The organism is Mesorhizobium sp. AR10, assembly GCF_024746795.1.
Lineage (GTDB): Bacteria > Pseudomonadota > Alphaproteobacteria > Rhizobiales > Rhizobiaceae > Mesorhizobium.
The window spans coordinates 3032161-3055605 of record NZ_CP080524.1; the positions used below are offsets into that span (position 1 = coordinate 3032161).

The 23445-nt window shown below is 63.7% G+C and carries 24 protein-coding genes; 19 read left to right on the plus strand and 5 right to left on the minus strand.

The window, feature by feature from the left end; translation table 11 throughout:
• The first annotated feature begins 1 nt into the window (after position 1).
• Together LHFGNBLO_RS18195 and LHFGNBLO_RS18200 are read left to right on the plus strand one after the other, a co-directional pair.
• Positions 2-1063 (plus strand): ABC transporter ATP-binding protein, encoded by a 1062-nt coding sequence (locus LHFGNBLO_RS18195; protein ID WP_258609547.1) that lies wholly within the window; start codon positions 2-4, stop codon positions 1061-1063.
• Positions 1064-1134: 71 nt separating this feature from the next.
• The gene (locus LHFGNBLO_RS18200) at positions 1135-1869 is read left to right on the plus strand and encodes an SDR family oxidoreductase (RefSeq protein WP_258609549.1); all 735 of its coding nucleotides are present in this window, start codon (positions 1135-1137) and stop codon (positions 1867-1869) included.
• 96 nt (positions 1870-1965) lie between these two features.
• On the opposite strand, the gene LHFGNBLO_RS18205 is transcribed toward LHFGNBLO_RS18200, so the two are convergent.
• Positions 1966-2658: a FadR/GntR family transcriptional regulator gene (locus LHFGNBLO_RS18205; protein WP_258609551.1), complete on the minus strand. Its 693-nt coding sequence runs from the start codon at positions 2656-2658 to the stop codon at positions 1966-1968.
• 189 nt (positions 2659-2847) lie between these two features.
• Here LHFGNBLO_RS18205 and LHFGNBLO_RS18210 point away from each other — a divergent pair, with 189 nt between their 5' ends.
• Genes LHFGNBLO_RS18210 through LHFGNBLO_RS18240 form a run of 7 tightly spaced genes read left to right on the plus strand, consistent with a single transcriptional unit; the run spans position 2848 to position 9450 of the window.
• Positions 2848-3843 carry an ABC transporter substrate-binding protein gene (locus LHFGNBLO_RS18210; RefSeq protein ID WP_258609552.1) on the plus strand — a complete coding sequence of 332 codons (996 nt, stop codon included), beginning with the start codon at positions 2848-2850 and terminating at the stop codon, positions 3841-3843.
• A 9-nt stretch (positions 3844-3852) separates the two neighbouring features.
• Positions 3853-4680, plus strand: a complete 828-nt coding sequence (locus LHFGNBLO_RS18215; protein WP_258609554.1) for an ABC transporter permease — start codon at positions 3853-3855, stop codon at positions 4678-4680.
• A gap of 1 nt (position 4681) precedes the next feature.
• Positions 4682-5485 (plus strand): ABC transporter ATP-binding protein, encoded by an 804-nt coding sequence (locus tag LHFGNBLO_RS18220; RefSeq protein WP_413774701.1) that lies wholly within the window; start codon positions 4682-4684, stop codon positions 5483-5485.
• A 9-nt stretch (positions 5486-5494) separates the two neighbouring features.
• Positions 5495-6250: an ABC transporter permease gene (locus tag LHFGNBLO_RS18225; RefSeq protein WP_258609558.1), complete on the plus strand. Its 756-nt coding sequence runs from the start codon at positions 5495-5497 to the stop codon at positions 6248-6250.
• Positions 6247-6951, plus strand: coding sequence for a fumarylacetoacetate hydrolase family protein (locus LHFGNBLO_RS18230; RefSeq protein ID WP_258609559.1), 705 nt, complete (start codon positions 6247-6249; stop codon positions 6949-6951). The genes LHFGNBLO_RS18225 and LHFGNBLO_RS18230 overlap by 4 nt, the downstream gene beginning before the upstream one ends.
• Positions 6944-8464, plus strand: coding sequence for an acyl--CoA ligase (locus LHFGNBLO_RS18235; RefSeq protein WP_258609561.1), 1521 nt, complete (start codon positions 6944-6946; stop codon positions 8462-8464). Before LHFGNBLO_RS18230 ends, LHFGNBLO_RS18235 begins: the two co-directional genes overlap by 8 nt.
• A gap of 2 nt (positions 8465-8466) precedes the next feature.
• Positions 8467-9450, plus strand: coding sequence for a 2-dehydropantoate 2-reductase (locus LHFGNBLO_RS18240; protein ID WP_258609562.1), 984 nt, complete (start codon positions 8467-8469; stop codon positions 9448-9450).
• A gap of 66 nt (positions 9451-9516) precedes the next feature.
• On the opposite strand, the gene LHFGNBLO_RS18245 is transcribed toward LHFGNBLO_RS18240, so the two are convergent.
• Positions 9517-10617, minus strand: coding sequence for an alcohol dehydrogenase family protein (locus LHFGNBLO_RS18245; RefSeq protein ID WP_258609564.1), 1101 nt, complete (start codon positions 10615-10617; stop codon positions 9517-9519).
• Between LHFGNBLO_RS18245 and LHFGNBLO_RS18250 the strand changes: the two genes are divergently transcribed.
• Positions 10617-11084, plus strand: a complete 468-nt coding sequence (locus LHFGNBLO_RS18250) for a hypothetical protein (protein WP_258609566.1) — start codon at positions 10617-10619, stop codon at positions 11082-11084. The two genes, LHFGNBLO_RS18245 and LHFGNBLO_RS18250, sit on opposite strands and share 1 nt — an antisense overlap.
• Positions 11085-11091: 7 nt before the next feature.
• Here LHFGNBLO_RS18250 and LHFGNBLO_RS18255 read toward each other — a convergent pair whose 3' ends face one another.
• The 3 genes from LHFGNBLO_RS18255 to LHFGNBLO_RS18265 form a co-directional block, all read right to left on the minus strand.
• Positions 11092-12471 carry an aspartate aminotransferase family protein gene (locus LHFGNBLO_RS18255; protein ID WP_258609568.1) on the minus strand — a complete coding sequence of 460 codons (1380 nt, stop codon included), beginning with the start codon at positions 12469-12471 and terminating at the stop codon, positions 11092-11094.
• Positions 12472-12509: 38 nt separating this feature from the next.
• Positions 12510-14003 carry an NAD-dependent succinate-semialdehyde dehydrogenase gene (locus LHFGNBLO_RS18260; RefSeq protein WP_258609569.1) on the minus strand — a complete coding sequence of 498 codons (1494 nt, stop codon included), beginning with the start codon at positions 14001-14003 and terminating at the stop codon, positions 12510-12512.
• 134 nt (positions 14004-14137) lie between these two features.
• Complete coding sequence (locus LHFGNBLO_RS18265) at positions 14138-14629, minus strand: Lrp/AsnC family transcriptional regulator (protein WP_258609570.1); 492 nt, start codon at positions 14627-14629, stop codon at positions 14138-14140.
• 82 nt (positions 14630-14711) lie between these two features.
• On the opposite strand from LHFGNBLO_RS18265, the gene LHFGNBLO_RS18270 reads away from it, so the two are divergent.
• From LHFGNBLO_RS18270 to doeA, 9 genes are all read left to right on the plus strand, one after another.
• The gene (locus tag LHFGNBLO_RS18270; RefSeq protein WP_258609571.1) at positions 14712-16097 is read left to right on the plus strand and encodes a PLP-dependent aminotransferase family protein; all 1386 of its coding nucleotides are present in this window, start codon (positions 14712-14714) and stop codon (positions 16095-16097) included.
• A gap of 124 nt (positions 16098-16221) precedes the next feature.
• A complete protein-coding gene (ehuA, locus tag LHFGNBLO_RS18275) occupies positions 16222-17007 on the plus strand; it encodes an ectoine/hydroxyectoine ABC transporter ATP-binding protein EhuA (protein WP_319944231.1) in 786 nt (261 codons plus the stop codon).
• A gap of 87 nt (positions 17008-17094) precedes the next feature.
• Positions 17095-17946: an ectoine/hydroxyectoine ABC transporter substrate-binding protein EhuB gene (ehuB, locus tag LHFGNBLO_RS18280; RefSeq protein WP_258609572.1), complete on the plus strand. Its 852-nt coding sequence runs from the start codon at positions 17095-17097 to the stop codon at positions 17944-17946.
• A gap of 185 nt (positions 17947-18131) precedes the next feature.
• The gene (gene ehuC, locus LHFGNBLO_RS18285) at positions 18132-18791 is read left to right on the plus strand and encodes an ectoine/hydroxyectoine ABC transporter permease subunit EhuC (RefSeq protein WP_258609573.1); all 660 of its coding nucleotides are present in this window, start codon (positions 18132-18134) and stop codon (positions 18789-18791) included.
• Complete coding sequence (ehuD, locus tag LHFGNBLO_RS18290; protein WP_258609574.1) at positions 18791-19450, plus strand: ectoine/hydroxyectoine ABC transporter permease subunit EhuD; 660 nt, start codon at positions 18791-18793, stop codon at positions 19448-19450. The genes ehuC and ehuD overlap by 1 nt, the downstream gene beginning before the upstream one ends.
• A 5-nt stretch (positions 19451-19455) precedes the next feature.
• Positions 19456-20235: an ectoine utilization protein EutA gene (eutA, locus tag LHFGNBLO_RS18295; protein ID WP_258609575.1), complete on the plus strand. Its 780-nt coding sequence runs from the start codon at positions 19456-19458 to the stop codon at positions 20233-20235.
• A gap of 5 nt (positions 20236-20240) precedes the next feature.
• Positions 20241-21233 (plus strand): hydroxyectoine utilization dehydratase EutB, encoded by a 993-nt coding sequence (gene eutB / locus LHFGNBLO_RS18300; protein WP_258609577.1) that lies wholly within the window; start codon positions 20241-20243, stop codon positions 21231-21233.
• Positions 21230-22222, plus strand: a complete 993-nt coding sequence (gene eutC, locus LHFGNBLO_RS18305; protein WP_258609578.1) for an ectoine utilization protein EutC — start codon at positions 21230-21232, stop codon at positions 22220-22222. Before eutB ends, eutC begins: the two co-directional genes overlap by 4 nt.
• Before the next feature lie 39 nt (positions 22223-22261).
• On the plus strand, positions 22262-23440 hold the full coding sequence (doeA, locus tag LHFGNBLO_RS18310) for an ectoine hydrolase DoeA (protein ID WP_258609580.1): 1179 nt from the start codon (positions 22262-22264) through the stop codon (positions 23438-23440).
• Positions 23441-23445: the final 5 nt, after the last annotated feature.

Here is a 23445-nt window from a genome sequence, read left to right on the forward strand (position 1 = left end):
GTTGGCTCAAGTTACCGTCAGGAACATCGTCAAGCGTTATGGAAGCGTCCAGGTCATCCACGGCGTGAATGTCGATATCGCCGATGGCGAGTTCGTCATCCTCGTCGGCCCATCGGGGTGTGGCAAATCCACCCTGCTGCGCATGATCGCCGGTCTCGAAGCGATATCGGGCGGTGAGATCAGCATCGGCGGCCGGGTGGTGAACGATGTCCTGCCGAAAGACCGCGACATAGCGATGGTGTTCCAGAACTATGCGCTCTATCCGCACAAGAACGTTGCCGACAACATGGGCTTCTCGCTCAAGATCAAGGGCAGGCCGAAGGCCGAGATCGACGCCAAGGTGAAGAAGGCGGCCGAAATCCTCGATCTGGGCAAGCTGCTCGACCGGTTTCCGAAACAGCTGTCGGGCGGGCAGCGCCAGCGCGTGGCCATGGGGCGCGCCATCGTGCGCGACCCGCAGGTCTTCCTGTTCGATGAGCCGCTGTCGAATCTCGACGCCAAACTGCGTGTTGCGATGCGTGTCGAGATCAAGGAACTGCATCAGCGCCTCGGCACGACGATCGTCTATGTCACCCATGACCAGATCGAGGCGATGACCATGGCCGACAAGATCGTGGTGATGCGGGACGGCAAGGTGGAACAGGTCGGCGCACCGCTCGATCTCTACGACAATCCCGGCAATGTCTTCGTCGCCGGCTTCATCGGCTCGCCGGCGATGAACTTCATCAAGGGCAAGATCGATTCGAAGGACGGCAGGCAGATCTTTGTGTCGGACACCGGGTCCGTGCTGCCGATCGAGGGGGGCAGGGCGCAGGACGGGCAGCCGGCCATCTACGGCATACGTCCCGAGCATATCGACATTGCGCCAGACGGCTTGCCGGCAACGGTTTCGGTGCTGGAGCCAACCGGCTCCGAGACGCAGATTTTCGCCAAGCTTGGCGAGGACGCCATCGACGCCATCGTCAAGGACAGGCTCACCGTCCGTCCCGGTGAAGAAGTGATGCTGAGGATCGATCCGCGCCGGGTCCACATCTTCGACAGGCAAAGCGGCGCGCGCTTGTGATCCTTGCTATCCTGCTTGCGGTCGTCATCTGCAGGAAAAACGCGCCGGCAACAGAGAGGTGAACTGACGCCATGGCTTCGCAGGAGTTTTCCGGAAAATCGGTACTGGTCACCGGCGCCGGCAAGGGCATCGGCCGTGCGATCGCGCTGATGCTTGCGGCGCGCGGCGCCAAGGTGGTGGCGCTAAGCCGCTCCGAGGCCGACCTGAGAGCGCTCGAAACCGAGATCGGCAGCCGCTCCATCGCGGTCGATCTCGCCGATCCGGTCGCCACGCGCGATGCAGCCACAGCGGCAATGCCCGTCGACTATCTCGTAAACTGCGCGGGTACGACGACGCTCGAAGCCTTCATCGACGTGACAGTGGAGGCATTCGACCACCTGATCGCCGTCAACACGCGTGCGCCGCTCATCGTCTCCCAGGAATATGCCCGTTCCCGCATCGCGCGCGGCCTCGACGGCGCCATCGTCAACGTGTCGAGTGCGTCGGCCACCACCGGCTTTGCCGACCACGCCGCCTACTGCGCGTCGAAGGGCGCGCTGGACGCGATGAGCCGCGTCATGGCCAACGAACTCGGCCGCCACGGCATCCGAGTCAACTGTGTCAATCCGGCCATTACGATGACCGATATGGCGCGGAAGGCGTGGAGCGATCCCAAGAAGGCCGGACCGATTCTGGCGCGCATGCCTCTGGGGCGTTTTATCGAGCCTGAGGAGGTGGCCGAAGTTGTGCTCTTCCTGCTTTCCGACCGCGCCGCCACGGTGAACGGCATTTCGATGCCGGTCGATACGGGTTTCGGGATCAACTAGAGCGGTCCGGACTCGCCCTTCCACCTGGCGTCCGGAACCACCACCAGCTTGTCGACGAAACCCTTGGCGATGAAATCAGCCTCGGCACCAAGCGAGCTATTCAGCAGCCTCGTGGACCGGAATCAAACGCCGACCGACCTGCAGGAGATGCAGGCGCATAGCGGCCGCAGCGCCTGCAAGATCGCGGTCGGCAATGGCTTCCACGATCCTCTCGTGATCGGCAAAACTATGATGGTCGGCCGGGGGGCGCGCGCCGTCGGCGCGCAGGCGACCCCACACCACGGTACGCCGGACGGCGTTCAGCACGTCGAACAGGCCTAGCAGCACGTTGTTGCGGCTCGCCTGCGCGATCTGCCGGTGAAGTGCATTGTCGATGTTCTCATACTGCCGCCACGTCGCCGCTTCGCGGGTCTGGGCGAGGGATTTCCGCATCGCGGCTATATCGTCAAGCGTGGCATGCAGTGCTGCCTCACGCGCGATTTCCGGCTCAATGATAAGGCGTGCGCGCATCACATCGGCGGGGTTGGTGCGCCCGGCGATCTCCGAAATACCAATCGTCTCTTCGATCGGACCGCTCCCGACGAAGGTGCCCTTGCCGACATGGCGCCAGATGCGGCCGTCCTTCTCGAGAACCGCCAGAGCCTTGCGCAAATCGCCACGCGAAACGCCGAGGCTTTCGCAAAGCTCCCGCTCGGCCGGCAACCGCGTTTCGCCGGACAGGTCCATCTGCGCCAGATAGGCCTGAAGCTGTACCAGCGCGGCGTGGCCGCCGTCTCCGACAATATCCATTGGTTTAACCAATTCGCGATTGATTCTTACGTTTGGTGATAAATCGATTGCACGAACCCGTCAACATCCGAATTGCGAGCCACGGATCGCACGCCAATCGCAATCCGACGCGAATTACTGCTTGACCAATCCGGCCATAATCCTTAACCATTTGCATAATTGGTTATAAGAAAACGGGAGGAAGCAAAAATGACCAGGTTGACCAGACGTACCGTCCTTGCAACAGCGCTCGCCGCAGCGATCGGCAGCGCAATGCCCATCGAAGCTGCCAGCGCCGGCGACATGCGCATCGCATTCGGGGATTTGCCCGGGATCGAATCGATCCAGACACTCACCGCCATCGAACGCGCGAAGGAGCGCGGCGTAAAAGTCGAGCTGATCATCCTCAACGATGAAGACCTGGCCGCTCAAGCCATCGTCGGCAACCAGGCAGATGTCGGCATCGGCGCACCCTATACGCTGATCCAGAAGGTGGGCGTGCCCATTCGCCTGTTTGCGCAGATTTCCACGCTGCGCTTCTTCCCGGTGGTCAACAGTGAATTCTACAAGGAATGGAAGGATCTGGACGGACAGGACGTGGCGGTGCAGGCGCGCGGCTCCGGGACAGAGGCCGTCATGCTCCTGATGGCCAAAACCCACGGCATCAAGCTCGGCACCATCAGCTACGTCCCGGGCTCCGAGGTCCGGCGCAACGCGCTTATCCAGGGCACGCTGAAAGCCTCGATCGTCGACGCGGCCAATCGGCGCGCGCTCGAGGCGGAAGCGCCCGGCAAGTTCATCGTGCTGCCTGTCGATGACCTCAGCGCCACCGACGAAGGTCTGTTCGCCACCGCCGACTACCTGAAGAACAATGCCGCCGATGTCGATATCCTGGTCGAGGAACTGATGAAGACGGCGCGCGAGATCACCGAGAACCCCGCCGTCGCGGTCGAGTTTCGCAACAAATACAAGCTGCTGCCCGACCTTGGCGCGGAGGCCGACACTGAAATCGCCGAATACTACAAGGAAACGGCGGGCGCCGGCAGCCTGGTGCTGAATGGCGGCGGCGCGGACGCCGCAGCAGACGACTTTGCATTCTTCAGCCTGGCCGGCCAGATCGAAGGCGACCCGGCCGGTCTCAAGGTCGAGGATTTCTGGGACGTCGCTGCTACCGATCGTGCCGTTGCCAAGCTCGGCAAGAAATAGGTCTGGCGGATGGCGACCGGCATCAGGACGGAAAGCGAGGCCGTTGGTCTCGCTACCCTTTCAGCACGCGGCGAGGTGGGTGGATGGCGGGACCAGCCAGTTCTCCTCAGGCTGGTCTCGATCGCTCTTTTTGCGGGCATCTGGGAAATCGCCGGCCGCATACCCGTGAGCTTTGCGTTTCCGACCTTCTCGGCCACTTTCACCGCCTTCATCGGGCTGATTGCCGACGGCAGCCTGCCGCTGGCGTATGTTTCGACGCTGCAACCCTTGCTGCTCGGTATCGTGCTGTCGGCTTTCCTCGGCGTCGGCCTCGGAACGCTGTGCGGCCTGTGGCGCACCGGCGAATGGCTGCTGATCCCGGTGTTTATCGTGCTGCAGGCCGCACCCGTCGCGGCCTTCATCCCGATGGTGACTTTCGTCTACGGCATCGGCATGACCGCCAAGACGCTTGCAGTGATGATACTGGCTTTGCCGGTTATCGTGCTCAACACCTACAAGGCGGTGCGAAACGTCAACGAGTCGCTCGTCGTCATGTGCCGCTCGTTCCTCGGAACGCGCTGGCAAGTGGTCACACGGATCATCCTTCCCGACGCCAGCCCGGTCATTTTCGCCGGTCTGCGCCTTGGCGTGGCGGCGGGCTTCGTCGGCGTCGTGCTGGCCGAACTGCTGATCACGCCCACCGGCATCGGCGACCTGATCACCTTTCACCGTTCCCGCGCCGACTATGCCGAAATGTATGCAACAATCGCCTCGATCATCGCGCTTTCGACCCTGACGCTGATTGCGTTGCAGTGGGTCGAGGTCCGTGTTTTCAGGCCCGAGACAAGAGGAGCCTGAGATGCGCGCAGCAGTACTGCGAAAGGAACCATCATCGATGCCCGCGCCAATCGATCAGATCGTCGAGGTGAGGGGAATCTCCAAGAGCTACGGGAGCACCGAGGCTTTGCGCGGCATAGACCTCGACTTTCCCAGGGGCAAGCTGACCAGCCTGCTCGGCCCGAGCGGCTGCGGAAAGACGACGCTGCTCAAGATCATCGCCGGGCTGATCAAGGCCGATGCCGGCACAATCGCGATCGACGGCAAGGTGGTCAGCGCGCCAGGACCCGAGCGCGCCTTCGTGTTCCAGGATTTTGCGCTGATGCCGTGGGCGACGGCGCTGCGCAATGTGGCTTTCGGGCTCGAACTGCGCGGCAAGGCCAAAGCCGAACGCGAGGACATCGCCCGCCACTACATAGCCGAGGTCGGGCTCGCCGGCTTCGAGGATAAGTATCCACACCAGCTTTCGGGCGGCATGCGCCAGCGCGTCGGTCTGGCGCGGGCGTTGTCCGTCGATGCCGACGTGCTGCTGCTTGACGAACCGTTCTCGGCTGTCGACGAGCAGAACCGGCGGAAATTTCAGGAAGACCTGATCCGGTTGCGCAGCACCCAGAACAAGACCTTCATCTTCGTCACGCACTCGATCGAGGAGGCGGTCTATATATCCGACCGCATCGTGCTGCTGTCGCCCCGGCCGGGCAGGGTTTCGCAGATCATCGAACCCGAGATCGACCGCTCCGGAGACCCGGACCTCATCCACCGCGACAAGCACTATCTCGATACGGTCCAGGAAATCTGGCAGGGGTTGAAGCAATATGCCGAATGAGGCCCTGAAATGACCCTGTTCGGCTACCGCATACCGATGATGGCATCGCTGCTTGTCTGGTGCGTGCTGTGGGAGATCGTCGGCAGGCTCGACCTGGTCTTCCTGCTGCCGCCCCTCAGCGAGGTGCTGAGCGCGGCTGTAGGTCTGGTGCAGACACCGTCCTGGCAGAGCGCGACGGTCACCACGCTGCGCGCCTTTTTCACCGGAATGGTCCTGTCGATCGTCATCGGCGTGCCGCTCGGCGTTCTCATGGGCCGCGTGAAGATCGCCGACGACCTGCTCGGCATGTGGGTCAATATCTTTTCCAGCGCCCCGCTCTCGGCGCTGGTGCCGGTGCTGATGATCCTGTTCGGCTTCGGCGAGAGGACAATCGTCGCGGCGGTGTTCCTGTTTGCGATCTGGATCATCGTCCTCGATACTCGCGCCGGCGTCCGGCACATCTCGCCGTCGCTCATCGAGATGGCGCGCTCCTATGGCGCCTCGCGACGGGCGCTGTATCTGAAAATCATCCTCTGGGCGGCGCTGCCGGAAATCCTCGCCGGCATAAGGCTCGGCCTCATCCGCGGCGTCAAAGGCGTTGTGATCGGCCAGCTGCTCGTCGCCATCGTCGGCTATGGCGCGCTCTTCGAGACCTTCTCGCGGAACTTCCGCATGGCCGAGTTCTGGGCCCTCACCATCATCCTTTTCGCCTTCGCCCTCCTGATCGCCGAGCTGATTGAGCGGGCCGAAGCCAAAGTCGAATATTACGCAGGAGCAAGACAATGAACATTCACGGCGCGACTTCAAACTACGCGATCGAACCGACTGCGATCCCCGCCATCCCGGTGGCTCAGTCCGACAAGCTGTTTCCGGTGCATCGGGTCTATTGCGTCGGCCGCAACTATGCGGCGCACGCCGTCGAAATGGGCCACGACCCGAACAAGGAGCCGCCTTTCTTCTTCCAGAAGAACCCTGACAACCTCAACACTTCAGGCGAATTTCCCTATCCGCCAGCCTCCAGCGACGTCCATTATGAGATCGAGATGGTGGTGGCGTTGAAAAGCGGCGGCAAGGACATCCCGATCGACAAAGCTATCGACTGCGTCTTCGGCTACGGCGTCGGCCTCGACATGACGCGGCGCGACCTGCAGGCCTTGGCCAAGGATCTCGGTCGGCCCTGGGAGGTCGGCAAGGCCTTCGAGGCGTCGGCGCCATGCACTCCATTGGTTCCTGCAAGCGCGATCGGCCATCCCGCCCAAGGTGCGATCTGGCTGGACCTGAACGGGCAGCGCAAACAGACCGGCGATCTCAATCAGATGATCTGGAAGGTGCCTGAAATGATCAGCTACCTGTCTGGCCTGTTTACGCTCATGCCCGGAGACATTATCCTTTCGGGGACGCCGTCCGGCGTCGGCGCCGTCCAGCGCGGCGACATTCTCACCGGCCACATCGACAGCGTCGGCGACATCGAGGTCAGGGTTGTCTGAAGCGAAATCGATCATCGCGCGGATCGCCGCAGGTGCAGACGGTGCACCGGCGATCGCGGCTTCCGACAGGATCACGCTCACCCATGGCGGGTTGCGCCGCCTGATCGGCGAAACGGCAGCGCAATTGCACGCGCTGGGCCTCGGCCGCGGCGATCGGGTGGCCATCGTTCTGCCGAACGGGCCGGAGATGGCGACGGCCTTTGTCGCGGTTGCGGCGGCGGCCGCCACTGCGCCGCTCAATCCGGCCTACAGGGCCGACGAGCTCGACTTCTACCTGACCGACATTGGTGCGAAGGCGATCCTGGTCGCCGAAGACGAAAACGGCCCGGCGGTCACCGTTGCCGAGCGCCTGGGCATTGGCGTGCTCAGGCTCGTCGCGTTGCGTGACGCGCCGGCTGGAAGCTTCCGCATCGAAGGTGAGCCGGTCGGCCCTCCAGCCGCGTCCGCCCTGGCCGAGGACGGCGACATCGCGCTGCTGCTGCACACCTCCGGCACCACGTCGCGACCCAAGCTGGTGCCGCTCAGCCATGCCAATCTCGCTGCCTCTGCCGCCCATATCGGCGCGACGCTCGGCCTGACGGCCAGCGATCGCTGCCTGAACATCATGCCGCTGTTCCATATCCATGGGCTGATCGCGGCGGTGCTGTCCTCGCTCGCCGCCGGCGGCAGCGTATTCTGCACGCCGGGCTTCAACGCGCTGCGATTCTTCCATTGGCTGGGCGAGGCGCGGCCGAGCTGGTACACCGCCGTGCCGACCATGCATCAGGCGATCCTGCCGCGCGCGTCGCGCAATGCCGACGCGCTGGCTTCTGCACCGCTGCGCTTCATTCGTTCCTCCTCGGCCTCGCTGCCGGCGCAGGTGATGGCGGAACTCGAACAAACCTTCGGCTGCCCGGTCATTGAATCCTATGGGATGACCGAAGCCGCGCATCAGATGGCCTCGAACCGGCTGCCGCCGGGATTGCGCAAGCCGGGCAGCGTTGGCGCCGCCGCCGGGCCGGACGTGGCCGTCATGGCGCCGGATGGGCAATTGCTGAAGCCGGGCGAACCCGGTGAGATCGTCATTCGCGGCCCCAACGTCACCACCGGCTACGAGAAGAACCCGGATGCCAATGCCACCGCCTTCGCCCATGGCTGGTTCCACACCGGCGACCAGGGCGTGCTCGACGACGACTTCTATCTGCGCGTCACCGGCCGGCTGAAGGAGATCATCAACCGCGGCGGCGAAAAGATCTCGCCGCTTGAGGTCGACGACGTGCTGATGGACCATCCGGCGATAGCGCAGGTCGTCACCTTCGCCATGCCGCATGACAAGCTCGGCGAGGAGGTCGCGGCCGCGATAGTGCTGCGAGAGGGCATGGCCGCGACGGAGGCCGACATACGCGGCTTTGCCGCGACGCGGCTTGCCGACTTCAAGGTGCCGCGCAAGGTCCTGATCCTCGACGAGATCCCCAAGGGCGCGACAGGCAAGCTGCAGCGCATCGGCCTTTCCGCCAAACTCGGTCTTGGATGAATATGCGGATCACCGTTTTCGGCGCCGGCGCGATCGGTGGTTATCTCGCGGCCCGGCTTGCCATCGTCGGTCGGGTCGATCTTTCGATCGTGGCGCGCGGTGCGCATCTCGACGCAATCAAGGCGGACGGCCTTCGCCTGATGGAGGATGGTCGGGAATCCGTCACCCCTATCAGGGCAACAGCACGGGCTGAGGAGCTGGGTGTCCAGGATTATGTCGTGCTGGCGCTGAAGGCCCATTCGCTTGGCCCCGCACTCGATCAGATCGCACCGCTGCTGGGGCCGGAAACCGCCGTCGTCACCATGCAGAACGGCGTGCCCTGGTGGTATTTCTACAAGGCTGGCGGAGCGCTCGAAGGCACCCGCATTCAAGCCGTCGATCCTGGCGGCACGATCTGGCAGCGTATCGGTCCGGAACGCGTCATCGGTTCGGTCGTCTATCCCGCGGTCGAGGTCGACGCGCCCGGCGTGATCCGCCATGTCGAGGGGAAGCGCTTTTCGCTCGGTGAGCCGTCGGGCGAGAAGAGCGACCGTGTCATGCGGCTCGCCGAGGAAATGGTCGCGGCAGGGCTGCAGGTGCCGGTTCGCGACGACATTCGCAGCGAAATCTGGGTGAAGCTGTGGGGCAATCTTTCCTTCAACCCGATTTCCGCGCTGACGGGCAGCACGCTTGCAACAATCGTTGCCGATGAGGCAACGCGCATGCTTGCCCGCACAATGATGCGGGAGGCGCAAACGATCGGCGAGAGTCTTGGCGTGCGATTCCCGATAGCGGTCGACCGGCGCATCAAGGGCGCCGGTGACGTCGGCGAGCACAAGACCTCGATGCTGCAGGATCTGGAACGCGGCCGCCCGATGGAGATTGACGCACTGGTGACGGCGGTGCAGGAGTTGGGTCGGCTAACCGGCCAGCCGACGCCGACCATCGACAACGTGCTGGCGCTGGTGCGCCGCCTCGCCATCGAGCGGGGCTGCTATCCGGCCTAGAGCCTGTTCCATACCGATGGAATCGGGATGGGGCTCACTCTCTTTGTTTGAGCGTGATCTTCGGGATCATGCTCCAGTCCAAGGTGCGATGTCTGGAACGACAACGAACTTGCCGACGAAATCCTTGGCGATGAAATCGGCCTGGGCTCGGTGGAAATCGGAGAGCTTGTAGACCCCGCCGACCAGCGGCCGGATCCTCTTCTCCTCGATGTAGCGGACGATGCGTCGGAAATCCGCCCGCGTGCCCTGGCTCGAGCCATGCAACTGCAGCTGCTTGAGATACATGGTGCGCAAGTCGAGCTGCACGACCGGGCCGGCAATCGCGCCGGCGGTGGTGTAGCGGCCTTCGGGTCTGAGGATGCGCAGCAAGTCGTTGAAGATGGCGCCGCCGACCAGATCGGCCACCACATCGATCGGTTTGCCACCGGTTGCCTCGTTCACAGCGGCCTGCAGGTCGGCGACGCCACGGGTGATCACCGCCTCGGCGCCGATGTCGCGCACCGCCTGCTCCTTGCCCTTGCCGACAATGGCATATGGGATAGCGCCGCGCGCCCGGGCCAATTGAACGATGCCGGAGCCGACGCCGCCCGAGCCACCGGTGACCAGCACGCGCTCGCCGGCCTTCAAGCCGGCACGTTCCAGCATCTGTTCGCCGGTCAGGTAGGCGCAGCAGAAGGTGGCGAGTTCGATGTCGCTCATGTCGGTGTCGACGACATGCGCGTTCTCGGCCGGCACCGCCTGGTATTCAGCATAGCCGCCGTCGCGGCCATGGCCCATATAGTCGATGTCGGCGAGTGAATCGTCGTCGCGGTTGTAGATGGAGAAATCGACCATCACCCGTTCACCGAGACGATTCTGCGAGACGCCGCCGCCGACAGCAGCAATGTGGCCGACCGTGTCGGTGCCCTGGATGCGCGGAAAGGTCAGCGTGTTGCCTTGCCGCCGCCAGGTCGAGACAGCTGCCGCATCTTCCTCGGTGCCATAGGCGCCTTGGCGCACCCAGACATCGGTGTTGTTCATGCCGCAGGCGCTGACTTTCACCAGCACCTCTCCAGTGGCGGGCGAGGGCACTTTCACGTCGGTGCGGTAAACGAGTTTTTCCGGTCCGCCGTGTCCTGTGAGGAGCATCGCGGCCATGGTCTGGGGAAGCAGATCGATTTTGTTCATTGCTCTTCGTCCAAAGAAAGAAAGCGGCGCACTTGCTTCGGCGCTTCGCCGCTCAGGATTTCGATTTTAACGCCGCTCTAAGGTTGTTGCCGTATCGATGGCGAGGCAGCTGCGCGAGACAGATCGTGGAAGTCATCCTTTTCTACGCCTTGCTGATTGGTGGCCTCGGACTGGCCATCACAGCCTATCTGGTGTTGTTGATGCTGCCTGTCGGGCTGATCGCCCGCAAATTCGGACTGCTTGCGGGCGTGGCTTTCGCGACGGTTCTGATCGCGGTCCTTTTCATGTTCTACCGGCCGCCGCTAGGTGGCGTGACCGTGTCCTTTGCACCGCCGGGCATGCGCGCCAACCTCTACATCGTCCAAATGGTGGAGCACCCGCCGGTTGCGATGCTCGTGGCGGGAGCCGCGGTGTCGGCAGCGGGGCTCGTCATCGTGATGATCGCGTCGCTGCTGCGCCGCGCCTAGCACGTCCCTATATCGCCCCGAAGACAGACCTGATGGCGTCAGCGGCTTTTTCGACGACGATGTCGGCCTCCTCGCGGGTGAGGCAGAGCGGCGGCGCGAAGCCGAGAATATCGCCCTGCGGCATGGCACGGCCGATGACGCCACGCTCGCCAAGCGCTGTCGCGACCTGCGGCCCGATCTTCTGCGCGGCGTCGAAGAACACGCGGTCGTCTCTGTCGGCGACGAATTCGACCGCCGCCAGCATGCCGTCGCCGCGCACGTCGCCGACGTTCTTGTGACCGCCGACCGCCTTGGCCAGCTCGGAGCGGAAATAGGCGCCGGTCTCGCCGGCGTTCCGTACCAGGTCCATCTCGTCGATCAGTTCGAGATTGGCGATGCCGGCGGCGACGCAGATCGGGTGCGCCGAATAGGTCCAGCCGTGGCCGAGCGAACCGAGCTTGTCGGAACCCTGCACCAGCACCTGCCACATCTTGTCGGCGACGATGACGCCCGATAGCGGCGCATAGGCCGAGGTGAGACCCTTGGCGATGGTGATCAGGTCGGGCTTGATGCCGTAGTGGTCGGAACCGAACATGGTGCCCAGGCGGCCAAAACCCGTCACCACCTCGTCGGCGACCAGCAGCACGTCATATTTCTTCAGCACACCTTGCATCTTTTCCCAATAGCCGGCCGGCGGCGGCACGATGCCACCTGTGCCGAGGATCGGCTCGCCGATGAAGGCGGCAACCGTCTCCGGGCCCTCGGCCAGGATCATTTCCTCGAGCTTGTCGGCGCAATGTTGCGAGAACTGCTCCTCGCTCATCGAGCGGTCGGGGCGGCGGAAATAGTAGGGCGCCTCGGTGTGCAGGATCGGTGCTCGCGGCAGGTCGAAAGCGTTGTGGAACAGGTCGAGCCCGGTCAGCGATCCGGTCATGACGCCGGAGCCGTGATAGCCGCGCCAGCGCGAGATGATCTTCTTCTTCTCCGGCCGTCCGAGCACGTTGTTATAGTACCAGATCAGCTTGATGTTGGTTTCGTTGGCGTCGGAACCGGACAGGCCGAAATAGACCCGGCTCATGCCCGCGGGCGCGCGGTCGATGATCATCTTGGCAAGCGTGATCGACGCCTCGGTGCCGTGGCCGACATAGGCGTGATAGTAGGCGAGGTTCTTCGCCTGGGCGGCGATGGCGTCGGCGATCTTCTGACGGCCATAGCCGACATTGACGCAATAGAGGCCAGCGAAGGCATCGATGCTCTTCTTGCCATTATTGTCCCAAACGGTGACGCCCTCGCCACCAGCCATCACCCGGGTCGGTGATTCACCGCGCGCGTGCATCCCCATATGGGTCGAAGGATGAAAGAGGTGGTCGCGGTCCCAGGCGGCGAGTTCATTGGACTGGTCGAGCATTTTGCTACTCCTTGAAAAAGAAAAACCTGGCTCCGCGCCTACGCAACGTCCAGGCAGAGATACTTCAGATCGGTGAAAGCTTCGAGCCCGTGGCGCGAGCCCTCGCGGCCAATGCCCGACTGTTTGACGCCGCCGAACGGGATCGGCGCGCCAGTGATCTTCACACGGTTGATGGCGACCATGCCGTAGTCAAGCGCGCGGCCCATGCGCATTTGCCGGCCGCCGTTTTCGGTGACGACATAGGCGACGAGCCCATATTCGGTGGCGTTGGCGCGGGCGATCACTTCGTCCTCGCTGTCGAAGGGTGTCACGGCGGCGACCGGACCGAAGGTTTCCTCGCGCATGATCAGCGCCTCGTCGGATACATCCGCAAGCAGTGTCGGTTGGTAGAACAGCGGTCCGGCCGCATGACGGCTGCCGCCAGCAAGGCAGCGCGCGCCATGAGCCAGCGCATCGGCGACCTGTTCCTCGACCTTCTTGACGGCGCGCTCGTGCATCAACGGACCAATATCGGTTTCATCGGCCAAGCCGTTGCCGGTCCTCAGTGTCTCGATGCGCTTGGCGAAAGCGGCGTAGAAGCGGTCGTAGATCGGCCGCTGGACATAGATGCGGTTGGCAGCGAGGCAGTCTTGGCCGGAGGTGGCGAACTTGGCGTCGATGGCGATGGTCACCGCGTTGTCGAGATCGGCATCGGCAAAGACGATCAGCGGCGCGTGGCCGCCAAGTTCCATCACCAGCCGCTTCATCGTCGGCGCACTCTGGGCGGCGATCAGCCTGCCGATTTCGGTCGAGCCGGTGAAGCTCATGGCGCGGACACGGGCATCCTCGCACATCGCGCCGACGATGGTCGATGCTTTGCCGGTGAGGACGTTGAAGACGCCGGCGGGCAGGCCGGCGCGCTCGCCGAGTTCGGCCAGTGCCAGCGCCGACAGCGGCGTTTCCGAAGAAGGATGCGCAACGATGGTGCAGCCGGCGGCAAGGGCCGCGGCCGCCTTTCGTGTCAGCATTGCCGAAGGAAAATTCCACGGCGTGACGACGCCGACGACGCCGAGCGGTTCGCGCCGCACCATCATCTCTGCATTTGGCAGATGGCTGGTGACGCTCTCGGCGTTGAGGCGTTTGGCCTCCTCGGCGTACCACTCGACGAACGAGGCGGCGTAGTCGATCTCACCCAGCGCTTCCCTAAGGGGTTTGCCTTGTTCCAGTGTCATCAGCAGGGCCAGATCTTCCCGGGCGGCGATGATCAGGTCGAACCATTTTCGCAGGATTTTTGCCCGCTCCTGCGGCAGCGCGGCGCGCCATGCGGGAAAGGCGCGGGATGCCGCGTCGATCGCCTTCACTGTCTGCCTGCCATCGAGCGCGGCGACGAAGGCGACGGTGGCGCCTGTGGCCGGATCGGTGACCTCGAAGCTCTCGGCGATCTCGCTCGCCGTCCAGTGGCCATCGACATAGGCGAGTTCGCGCAACAGCCGGCGGTCGGCGAGGCCATCGAGCGCTTCATGGCGGTGCGAGCGAGCAAAATGCGCGGACATGATCGAAGTCTCCCGGTTCGGGGGCAATGCGGGAAGACTATTCGCGCTGTACAGACAGAGAGGCTGTTTGTGTGCGCGAGCGGAGAGAGATTGTCTCAAATGTGGCGTACCGGCAGACAATCTCTCCGATACCTTTACGGTGAAACCGGCAACAGATCGGCCACCGACAGCACGGTCTCTTCTTTCACCGTCTTGGTGACGATGTAGGTGAAATAGCGGTCGATGCCGATTTCGCGGTCGAGCAAGGCATCGACCAGCCGTTGATAGGCGTCGATATCGCGCGCCATCACCTTCAGCACATAGTCGACACCGCCACCGACCGACCAGCATGCGACGATCTCCGGAATGTCGCGAATGACGCGCTCGAATCGGTCGAAATCGGCCTGGCGGTGACTGGCCAGCGTCACCTCCATCAGGACGGTGGCGACCGGCGCGATGACGCGCATGGCAATCGAGGCATGATAGCCCGAGACGATGCCGGCCTTTTCCAGCTTGCGCAGCCGCATCCAGCACGGCGTCGGCGACAGGCCGACCTTGTCGGCGAGCGCCAGCTTGGTGATGCGCCCGTTGCGCTGGATGGCGTCGAGGATTTTGAGGTCGATCGGATCGAGTTTCGCAGCGGTCATCGGTATCCACTTTTCGTCACCCGTACCATGACGGCGCATTATTTCGATTGTCAATTGCACTGATTTCGATCTCTAATAAGTCATGACATTGTGGCAACCCGATCCCGCGCTCATCCGGCGGCCAGCCTATCAGTCGCTGGCCGACCAGTTCGCGCGCGCCATCCATGACGGGCGCCTGGCCAATGGCGCGCGGCTGCCGACGCATCGCCGGCTGGCCGACGACCTCAAGTTGTCCGTGCAGACGGTCAGCCGCGCCTATGAGGAATTGATCCGGCGTGGCCTGATTTCGGGCGAAATCGGCCGCGGCAGCTTTGTGCAGACGCAGCGCCGCGAGCCGGAGCCGCCCTATCTGCCGGAGCGGCTGGGCGAAGTCATCGACCTCTCCATCCTGAAGCCGGTCTGCGAGCCGATGCATCTGGAGCGGCTGAAACAGGCGCTGGGCTGGTTGGCCGAGAACCTGCCGTCGAGCTCGGCGCTGTCGTTCCGACCCAACATGGTGTTTCCGCGCCACCGCGCGGTGGCGGTCGAATGGCTGAAGCTGTGCGGTCTCGACGTGTCGCCGCAGAATGTCAGCCTGACCAATGGCGCCACGGCCGGCATGACGGTGGCGTTGATGAGCGTGGCGCCACCCGGTTCGACTGTCGCCACCGAGGCGATCGGCCATCACACGCTGGTGCCGCTCGCCCGCTATCTCGGCTTCAACCTCGAAGGCTTGCCGATCGACGACAACGGCCTGATCCCAGAGGCGCTGGACGAGGCTTGCCGGCTTTCCGACATTCGCGCCGTGTTCGTGCAGCCCTCGGTGATCAACCCAACGGCGACACTGATGGACGCGCGGCGGCGCGAAGAGATCGCTGCCGTCGCGCGCAAGCACGACATCGCCATCATCGAGAACGATGTGCTGGGTCCGCTGGTCGAGGACCGGCCGCCGCCGGTTGCGGCTTTCGCGCCCGAGCGAACGCTCTACGTCACCTCCTTCACCAAGATCACCGTGCCTGGCCTTCGCATTGGCTATCTCGCGGCTCCCGACCGCTATGTCGCCGCCGTCGCCAACCGCCACCTCGTCTCGAACTGGATGGCGACGCCGCTGGTGGCCGAGATTGCCACCAAATGGGTGACCGACGGCACGGCGATGGATCTTGTCCGCTGGCAGCGCGCGGCGCTGCGCCGGCGGCAGGAGATAGCTTCTGAAGTGCTCGCCGGTGTCGACTATCGCGTCCACCGCGACGGTCTGCACCTGTGGCTGCCGCTTCCCGGCGACCGTGCCGAAGAAAGTTTTGTCGCGCAGGCTCGCCTGCGGGGGGTGGCGATCGCGCCGGGAACCTCCTTCCGTATTTCGGAAGCGCCCTGGCATCCGGCGGTGCGCATCTCGCTGGGCTCGACCACCGAGGGGGAACTGCGCGCGGGCTTGAGCGTTGTCGCCAAGCTGCTGCTCGGCGATCCCGAGCATCTACTGCTGGCCATCTAGGCAAAAATTGCCCTGTAATTATGCGACATCAGAAATATTGTCATGATATTATTTTCCTAATTGACATGATTTCGCGCGTTCCGCATCGTTAAGGGCATAGGCTTCTCCAGGACGGGGAACTGCATTGCCCACACCCATCATCAAGATCGATGGCATTTCGAAGAGCTTCGGCACTTTCAAGGTGCTGGACGGCCTGTCGATGCAGGTCATGCCCGGCGAGAAGCTGGCACTGATCGGCCCGTCCGGCTCGGGCAAGACAACCATCCTGCGCATCCTGATGACGCTGGAGCGGATCGACGGCGGCCACATCCAGATCGACGGCGAGCAACTCTATCACATGGAGCGCAACGGCCAGTTGCTGGCGGCCGACGAACGGCACCTGACAAAGATGCGCCAGAAGATCGGCATGGTCTTCCAGCTGTTCAACCTGTTTCCGCACAAATGCGTCATCGACAACGTCACGCTGGCGCCGATGCTGACCAAGGGGATACCGCGCGCCGCCGCCGAAAAGCGGGCGATGGAACTGCTCGACATGGTCGGCATGGCCGACAAGGCGAGGAACATGCCGGCGCAGCTTTCCGGTGGCCAGAAGCAGCGCGTCGCGATCGCTCGCGCATTGGCGCTGTCGCCCAAGATCATGCTGTTCGACGAGGTCACTTCGGCGCTCGATCCGGAGTTGGTCGAGGAGGTGCTGAACGTCATGCGCAAGCTCGCGGCCGAAACCGACATGACCATGCTTCTGGTCACCCACGAGATGGGTTTCGCCCATGATTTCGCCGACCGGGTGCTGTTCTTCGATCGCGGCAAGATCGTCGAAGAGGGCAAGCCGGACGAGATTTTCCGCCATCCCAAACAGGAGCGCACGCAGGGCTTCCTGAAGAAGATCATCGCGGCCGGACATCGCGTCTGACCGTAGTGCCCGGGGCGGCAAAGTCGTCCTCAAGGGCGGCGAGGCCGTCCACAACAAACCAAGAAGAGAAACAAGGAGTTGGGAACAATGAAGAAACTTGGCATTCTGGCCGGCGCCGCCGGCATTGCATTGACGGCGGTTCTTGCCGCCTCGACCGTCGGATCGGCCGACGACAGCAAGCTCGAACAGCTCAAGGCGCAAGGCTTTGCCCGCGTTGCCATCGCCAATGAGCCGCCCTATACGGCGGTCGCAGCCGACGGCAAGGTTTCGGGCGCCGCCCCGGACGTGGCGCGCGAGATCTTCAAGCGCCTCGGCGTCGGCGACATCGTCGCTTCGATCTCCGAATATGGCGCCATGATCCCCGGCCTGCAGGCCGGCCGCTTCGACGTCGTCACCGCCGGCCTGTTCATGAAGCCGGAGCGCTGTGCGGCCGTCGTCTATTCGGAACCAGTGCTGTGCGACGCCGAGGCGATGCTGGTGAAGAAGGGCAATCCGAAGGGCTTCAAGAGCTACGAGGATATTGCCAAGGACACGAGCGCGACAATCGGTGCGCCGGGTGGCGGCACCGAGGAGAAACTGGCGCTCAATGCCGGCGTGCCGCGCGAGCGCGTCATCGTCGTGCCGGACGGCCAGAGCGGCGTGAAGATGCTGCAGGACGGCCGTATCGACGCCTATTCGCTGCCGGTGCTGTCGATCAACGACCTGGTCAAGAAGGCCGCCGATCCGAACCTCGAAGTCATCGCCCCGGTGGTCGGCGCGCCGGTCTATTGCGACGGCGCCGCTTTCAAGAAGGGCGACGAGGCACTGCGCGACGCCTACGATGTCGAGCTGGCCAAGCTGAAGGCGTCGGGTGAGTTCGCCAAGATCATCGAGCCCTACGGCTTCTCGGCGGCGGCGGCGATGTCGACGACCCGCGACAAGCTCTGCTCGGCGAAATAGGCGCCCCATTCCTTCTCCCCGTTCACGGGGAGAAGGTGTCACGAAGTGACGGATGAGGGGCAGCGCATACTTCGTTGGTTAGTGCTGCCCCTCATCTGCCTGCCGGCATCTTCTCCCCGTGAACGGGGAGAAGGGGCCAAGCCTACCGCCTCGCACAACCACAAAAGTTGGAAACTTCGAACCCAATGACCGAATGGTCCGGCTATTTCGGCCTGATATTGCAGGGAGCACTCGTCACCATCGAGCTGACGCTGATGGGGGCGGTGCTTGCCCTGATCATGGCCTTTCTCGCCGGGCTGGGGCGGCTGTCGCGCTTTTTCCTACTGCGCGCGCTGGCCACCGCCTATATCGAATTCTTCCGCGGCACCTCGATCTTCGTGCAGCTGTTCTGGGCGTATTTCGTGCTACCCTTCATCGGCATATCGCTGACGCCGCTGCAGGCCGGCGTGCTGGCGCTGGGTCTCAATGTCGGCGCCTATGCGGCGGAGGTGGTGCGCGGCGCCGTCCAGTCGATCGGTCGCGAACAATATGAGGCCTGCATCGCCCTCAATCTTGGCCGCTGGCAAGGCATGCGCCATGTCATCCTGCCACAGGCGCTGCTGGTCATGCTGCCGACCTTCGGCAACAATGCCATCGAACTGCTCAAGGCTACTGCCGTCGTCTCATTGATCTCGCTCACCGACCTGACCTTCCAGGCACAGGTGGTGCGCTCGCAGACCGGCAACACGCTGGTGCCGTTCACCACCATCCTCATCATCTATTTCGCCCTCGCGCTGATTATTTCATGGGGCGTGCGTTCGCTCGAACGCCGCATGGCGCGCGGCCTCGACGGGGTGCGCGTCTGATGGAGTGGGATTGGAACTTTGTCTGGGAAATCCTGCCGACGCTGATCCAGGGCGTGAAGATCACCATCCTGGCGACGCTGCTCGGTTCGGTTCTGGCCGCGATCGTGGGACTGGGCATCGCGTTGGCGCGGCGCTCTCCCAACAGGCTGTTGTCGCGCACGGTCGGCTTCCTCGCCGAATTCATCCGCGGCACGCCGCTGCTGGTGCAACTCTATTTCATCTTCTACGTGCTGCCCGATATCGGCATCCTTCTGCCACCGCTGGTGGCGGGCGTCATCGGGCTCGGGCTGCACTACGGCACATACACGGCCGAGGTCTACCGCGCCGGCATCGAAAATGTGCCGCGCGGCCAGTGGGAGGCCGCCAAGGCCTGCAATCTGAGCGCCACGCAAACCTGGACTCACATCATCATGCCGCAGGCCATTCCGCCGATGATCCCGGCGCTGGCCAACTATTTCATCGCCATGTTCAAGGAGACGCCGCTGCTGTCGGCGATCACCGTTCTGGAACTGATGAACCAGGCCAAGAGCGTCGCCAACACCTATTACCGCTACATCGAGCCGATCACGCTGGTCGGCGCCTTCTTCCTCGTCATCAGCCTTTTCTCGGTCGTGCTGCTGCGCTGGCTGGAACGCCGCTACGGCAAGATCGAGAGGTAGTCCTGATGAAACCGCTACCCGAAATCAGACTGATGTCGACACGGCCCGCGCTCGATGCGCGTCCGCTCGACAAGCGTGTCGGCCTGATCATCCTGGCCACCGACCACACGAGTGAACCGGATTTTCGTCGCATGGTGGCAAGCGAGCGGATCGGCATCTATGTCGCCCGCATCCCCTACGCCAATCCGACCACGCCGGAGAATTTGCGCAAGATGCAGCCGGCGCTGACGGATGGTGCTGCTCTCATCCTGCCCGACGAGCCTCTCGACGCGGTCTGCTACTCCTGCACCTCAGCCTCGGTGGTCATCGGCGATGCCGAGATCGAGACGGCGATCCACGGCGCCAAGCCCGGCGTGCCTGTCGTCACACCGCCGATGGCGGGGGTGCGCGGGCTGCGTGCGCTGGGCGCGCGAAGGATCAGCATCCTCACCCCATACACGGTCGAGACCAGCCGGCCGATGGCAGCCTACTTCACCGAACGCGGCTTCGAGATCGCCAGCTTCACTTGCCTGGGCTTCGAGGACGACCGCGAGATGGCGCGCATCGCACCGACGTCGCTGGTCGAACTGGCCCGCGAGGCGACCGACGGAAAGGCGGAAGCGCTGTTCGTGTCCTGCACGGCGCTGCGGGCGGCGCTTGCGGTCTCGGGTATGGAAGAGGCGATCGGCCGCCCGGTGGTGACCAGCAACCAGGCGACCGCCTGGAACTGCCTGCGGCTTTGCGGCGACGAGACACCGCGTCTCGAATTCGGCCGCCTGATGACGCTGCCGCTGCCGCGCGATTGATCGTCATGGCACCAGTCACGCTTCAGCATATTCGCGCCGCGCACGAGCGCATCGCCGGCAAGGTCGAGCGGACAGCGACCGTACTTTCCCGGAGTCTTTCCGGGCACTTGGGTGCGTCGGTTTACCTCAAGCTCGAACACCGGCAGACCACCGGCAGCTTCAAGCTGCGCGGCGCCTCCAATGCTGTTGCCTCGCTCAGCCCCGAGCAAAAGGCGCGCGGCGTGGTTGCGGCCTCGACCGGCAATCACGGTCGGGCGCTCGCCTACGCCGCCCAACTGCATAATATCCAGGCGACGATCTGCATGTCGCGGCTGGTGCCTGAGAACAAGCTCGACGAAATCCGTCGTCTCGGCGCCGAGATTCGCATCATCGGCAACAGCCAGGACGATGCGCAGCAAGAGGTCGAGCGGTTGGTGACGGAAGATGGGCTGGTCATGCTGCCACCCTTCGACCATCCCGACATCGTCGCCGGGCAAGGGACGCTGGGACTGGAGATCATCGAGCAGGTGGCGGACGCGGCCCTGGTGCTGGTGCCGCTATCCGGCGGCGGGCTGGCGGCGGGCGTCGCTGCGGCAGTGAAGGGCATCAGTCCCCGCACGAAGGTCGTTGGCGTTTCGATGGCGCGAGGGGCGGCGATGAAGGCCAGTCTCGACGCGGACCGGCCGGTGCTGGTCGAGGAACTGCCGACGCTGGCGGATTCGCTCGGCGGTGGCATCGGCCTTGATAACCGGCTGACCTTCTCGATGTGCCGCGACCTGCTCGACGATGTGATCCTGCTCAGCGAGGACGAGATAGCAGCCGGCATTCGCCATGCCTATGCGCAGGAACGCGAGATCGTCGAAGGCGCCGGCGCGGTCGCCATCGCCGCGCTGCTGGCCGGCAAGGTCAGGGCGAACGGCCCCACAGTGCTCGTCCTGTCCGGCCGCAACATCGACATGACGCTGCACAGAAAGATCGTTTGCGGCGAGGCACTATCGATCGCGGAGCACGCCGCATGAGCCGGATGACGATCCTCACCGAAGCCGAATTGCGCGCCATCGTGAAGCTCGATCTCGATGCTGTTGCCTGTGTCGAAAACGCCTTCCGAGCGCTCGCCACCTTGCCGGTGGCAATGCCGCCGATCATGCGGCTCGACATTCCAGAACATCGCGGCGAGGTCGACGTCAAGACCGCCTATGTACCAGGCATCGACGGCTTCGCCATCAAGATCAGCCCCGGCTTCTTCGACAATCCGAAACTGGGCCTGCCCAGCGTCAACGGCATGATGGTGCTGCTGTCTTCAAAAACAGGGTTGGTCGAGGCGCTGCTGCTCGACAATGGCTATCTGACCGATATCCGCACGGCTGCTGCAGGAGCTGTCGCGGCCAAACATCTGTCGCGAGCCGACGCCTCAATTGCAGCGATCTTCGGCGCCGGCGTTCAGGCTGGCCTGCAGCTCGAAGCGCTCAGGCTGGTGCGGCCGATCGAAGAAGCCCGCATTTGGGCAAGAGATGCCGTCAAGGCGGAGGCGACAGCGGCTGGCTTGCGCGAGAAACTTGGCATCATGGTGCGCGCCGAGCCTGACGCCGCAAAGGCGAGTGCCGGCGCTGACATCATCGTCACCACGACACCCTCGACCGAACCGCTGATCAAGGCTGGCTTCGTCTCAGCCGGCCAGCACATCACCGCGATGGGTTCCGATGCCGAGCACAAGAACGAGATCGCCCCGGCAATCCTGCGCATGGCTGATCTCTACGTCGCCGACAGCGCCCGCCAGACGCGGCTGCTGGGCGAACTGCACCACGCCATCGCTGCGGGCGTGATGGCGGCCGAGACACAGGTGACTGAACTCGGCCAGATCATCGCCGGCGAACGACACGGCCGGCGCTCAGTCAGCGACATCACCATCGCCGATCTCACCGGCACTGGTGTGCAGGACACAGCGATAGCGACGCTCGCCCGCGACCGTGCCATGGCCGCGAAGGTCGGGACGGTTTTCGAAAGCTGATGCCGGCCGCAAGGCCCAACAAACGAGGAAGCAAAAAAGATGATGCCAAACCTGAAATTCTCGCGCGGCGAGTATGCGGAGCGCCTTGCCAAAACACGGCAAGCGATGGAGGCCGAGGGCGTCGATCTCCTGATTGTCAGCGACCCGTCCAACATGGCCTGGCTGACCGGCTATGACGGCTGGTCGTTCTATGTGCACCAGGCCGTCATCGTGCCGCCGTCGGGCGAACCGGTGTGGTATGGGCGCGGGCAGGACGCCAATGGCGCCAAGCGCACTGCCTATCTCGCGCACGACAACATCGTTGGCTACGCCGACCACTATGTCCAGTCGACCGAGCGCCACCCGATGGATTACCTCGCTGGCGTCCTTGCCGATCGTGGCTGGGGCAAGCTCGGCATCGGCGTCGAGATGGATAATTACTGGTTCTCGGCCGCTGCCTTCGCCTCGCTGCAAAAACACCTTCCTAACGCTCGCTTCGTCGACGCCACGGCACTGGTCAACTGGCAACGCGCGGTGAAGAGTCCCACAGAGATCGACTATATGCGCAAGGCCGCCCGCATCGTCGAAGCGATGCACCGACGCATCGTCGACAAGATCGAAGTCGGCATGCGCAAATGCGATCTCGTCGCCGAGATCTATGATGCCGGCACGCGCGGTGTCGACGGTATCGGCGGCGACTATCCGGCGATCGTTCCTCTGCTGCCATCGGGCGCCGATGCGTCGGCGCCGCATCTGACCTGGGACGACAGGCCGATGAAGTCGGGCGAGGGCACATTCTTCGAGATCGCCGGCTGCTATCACCGCTATCATTGTCCGCTGTCGCGCACGGTGTTCCTCGGCAAGCCGACGCAGGAATTCCTCGATGCCGAAAAGGCGACGCTGGAAGGCATGGAAGCAGGACTTGCCGCGGCCAAACCCGGCAACACTTGCGAGGACATCGCCCATGCTTTCTTCGCCGTCCTGAAGAAGTACGGCATCGTCAAGGACAACCGCACCGGCTATCCGATCGGGCTTTCCTATCCGCCGGACTGGGGCGAGCGCACGATGAGCCTGCGCCCCGGCGACCGCACCGAACTCAGGCCCGGCATGACCTTCCATTTCATGACCGGCCTGTGGCTGGAGACGATGGGGCTGGAGATCACCGAGTCCATCCTGATCACCGAAACGGGTGTAGAGTGCCTGGCCAATGTGCCGCGCAAGCTGGTGGTCAAGGATTGAAGCCG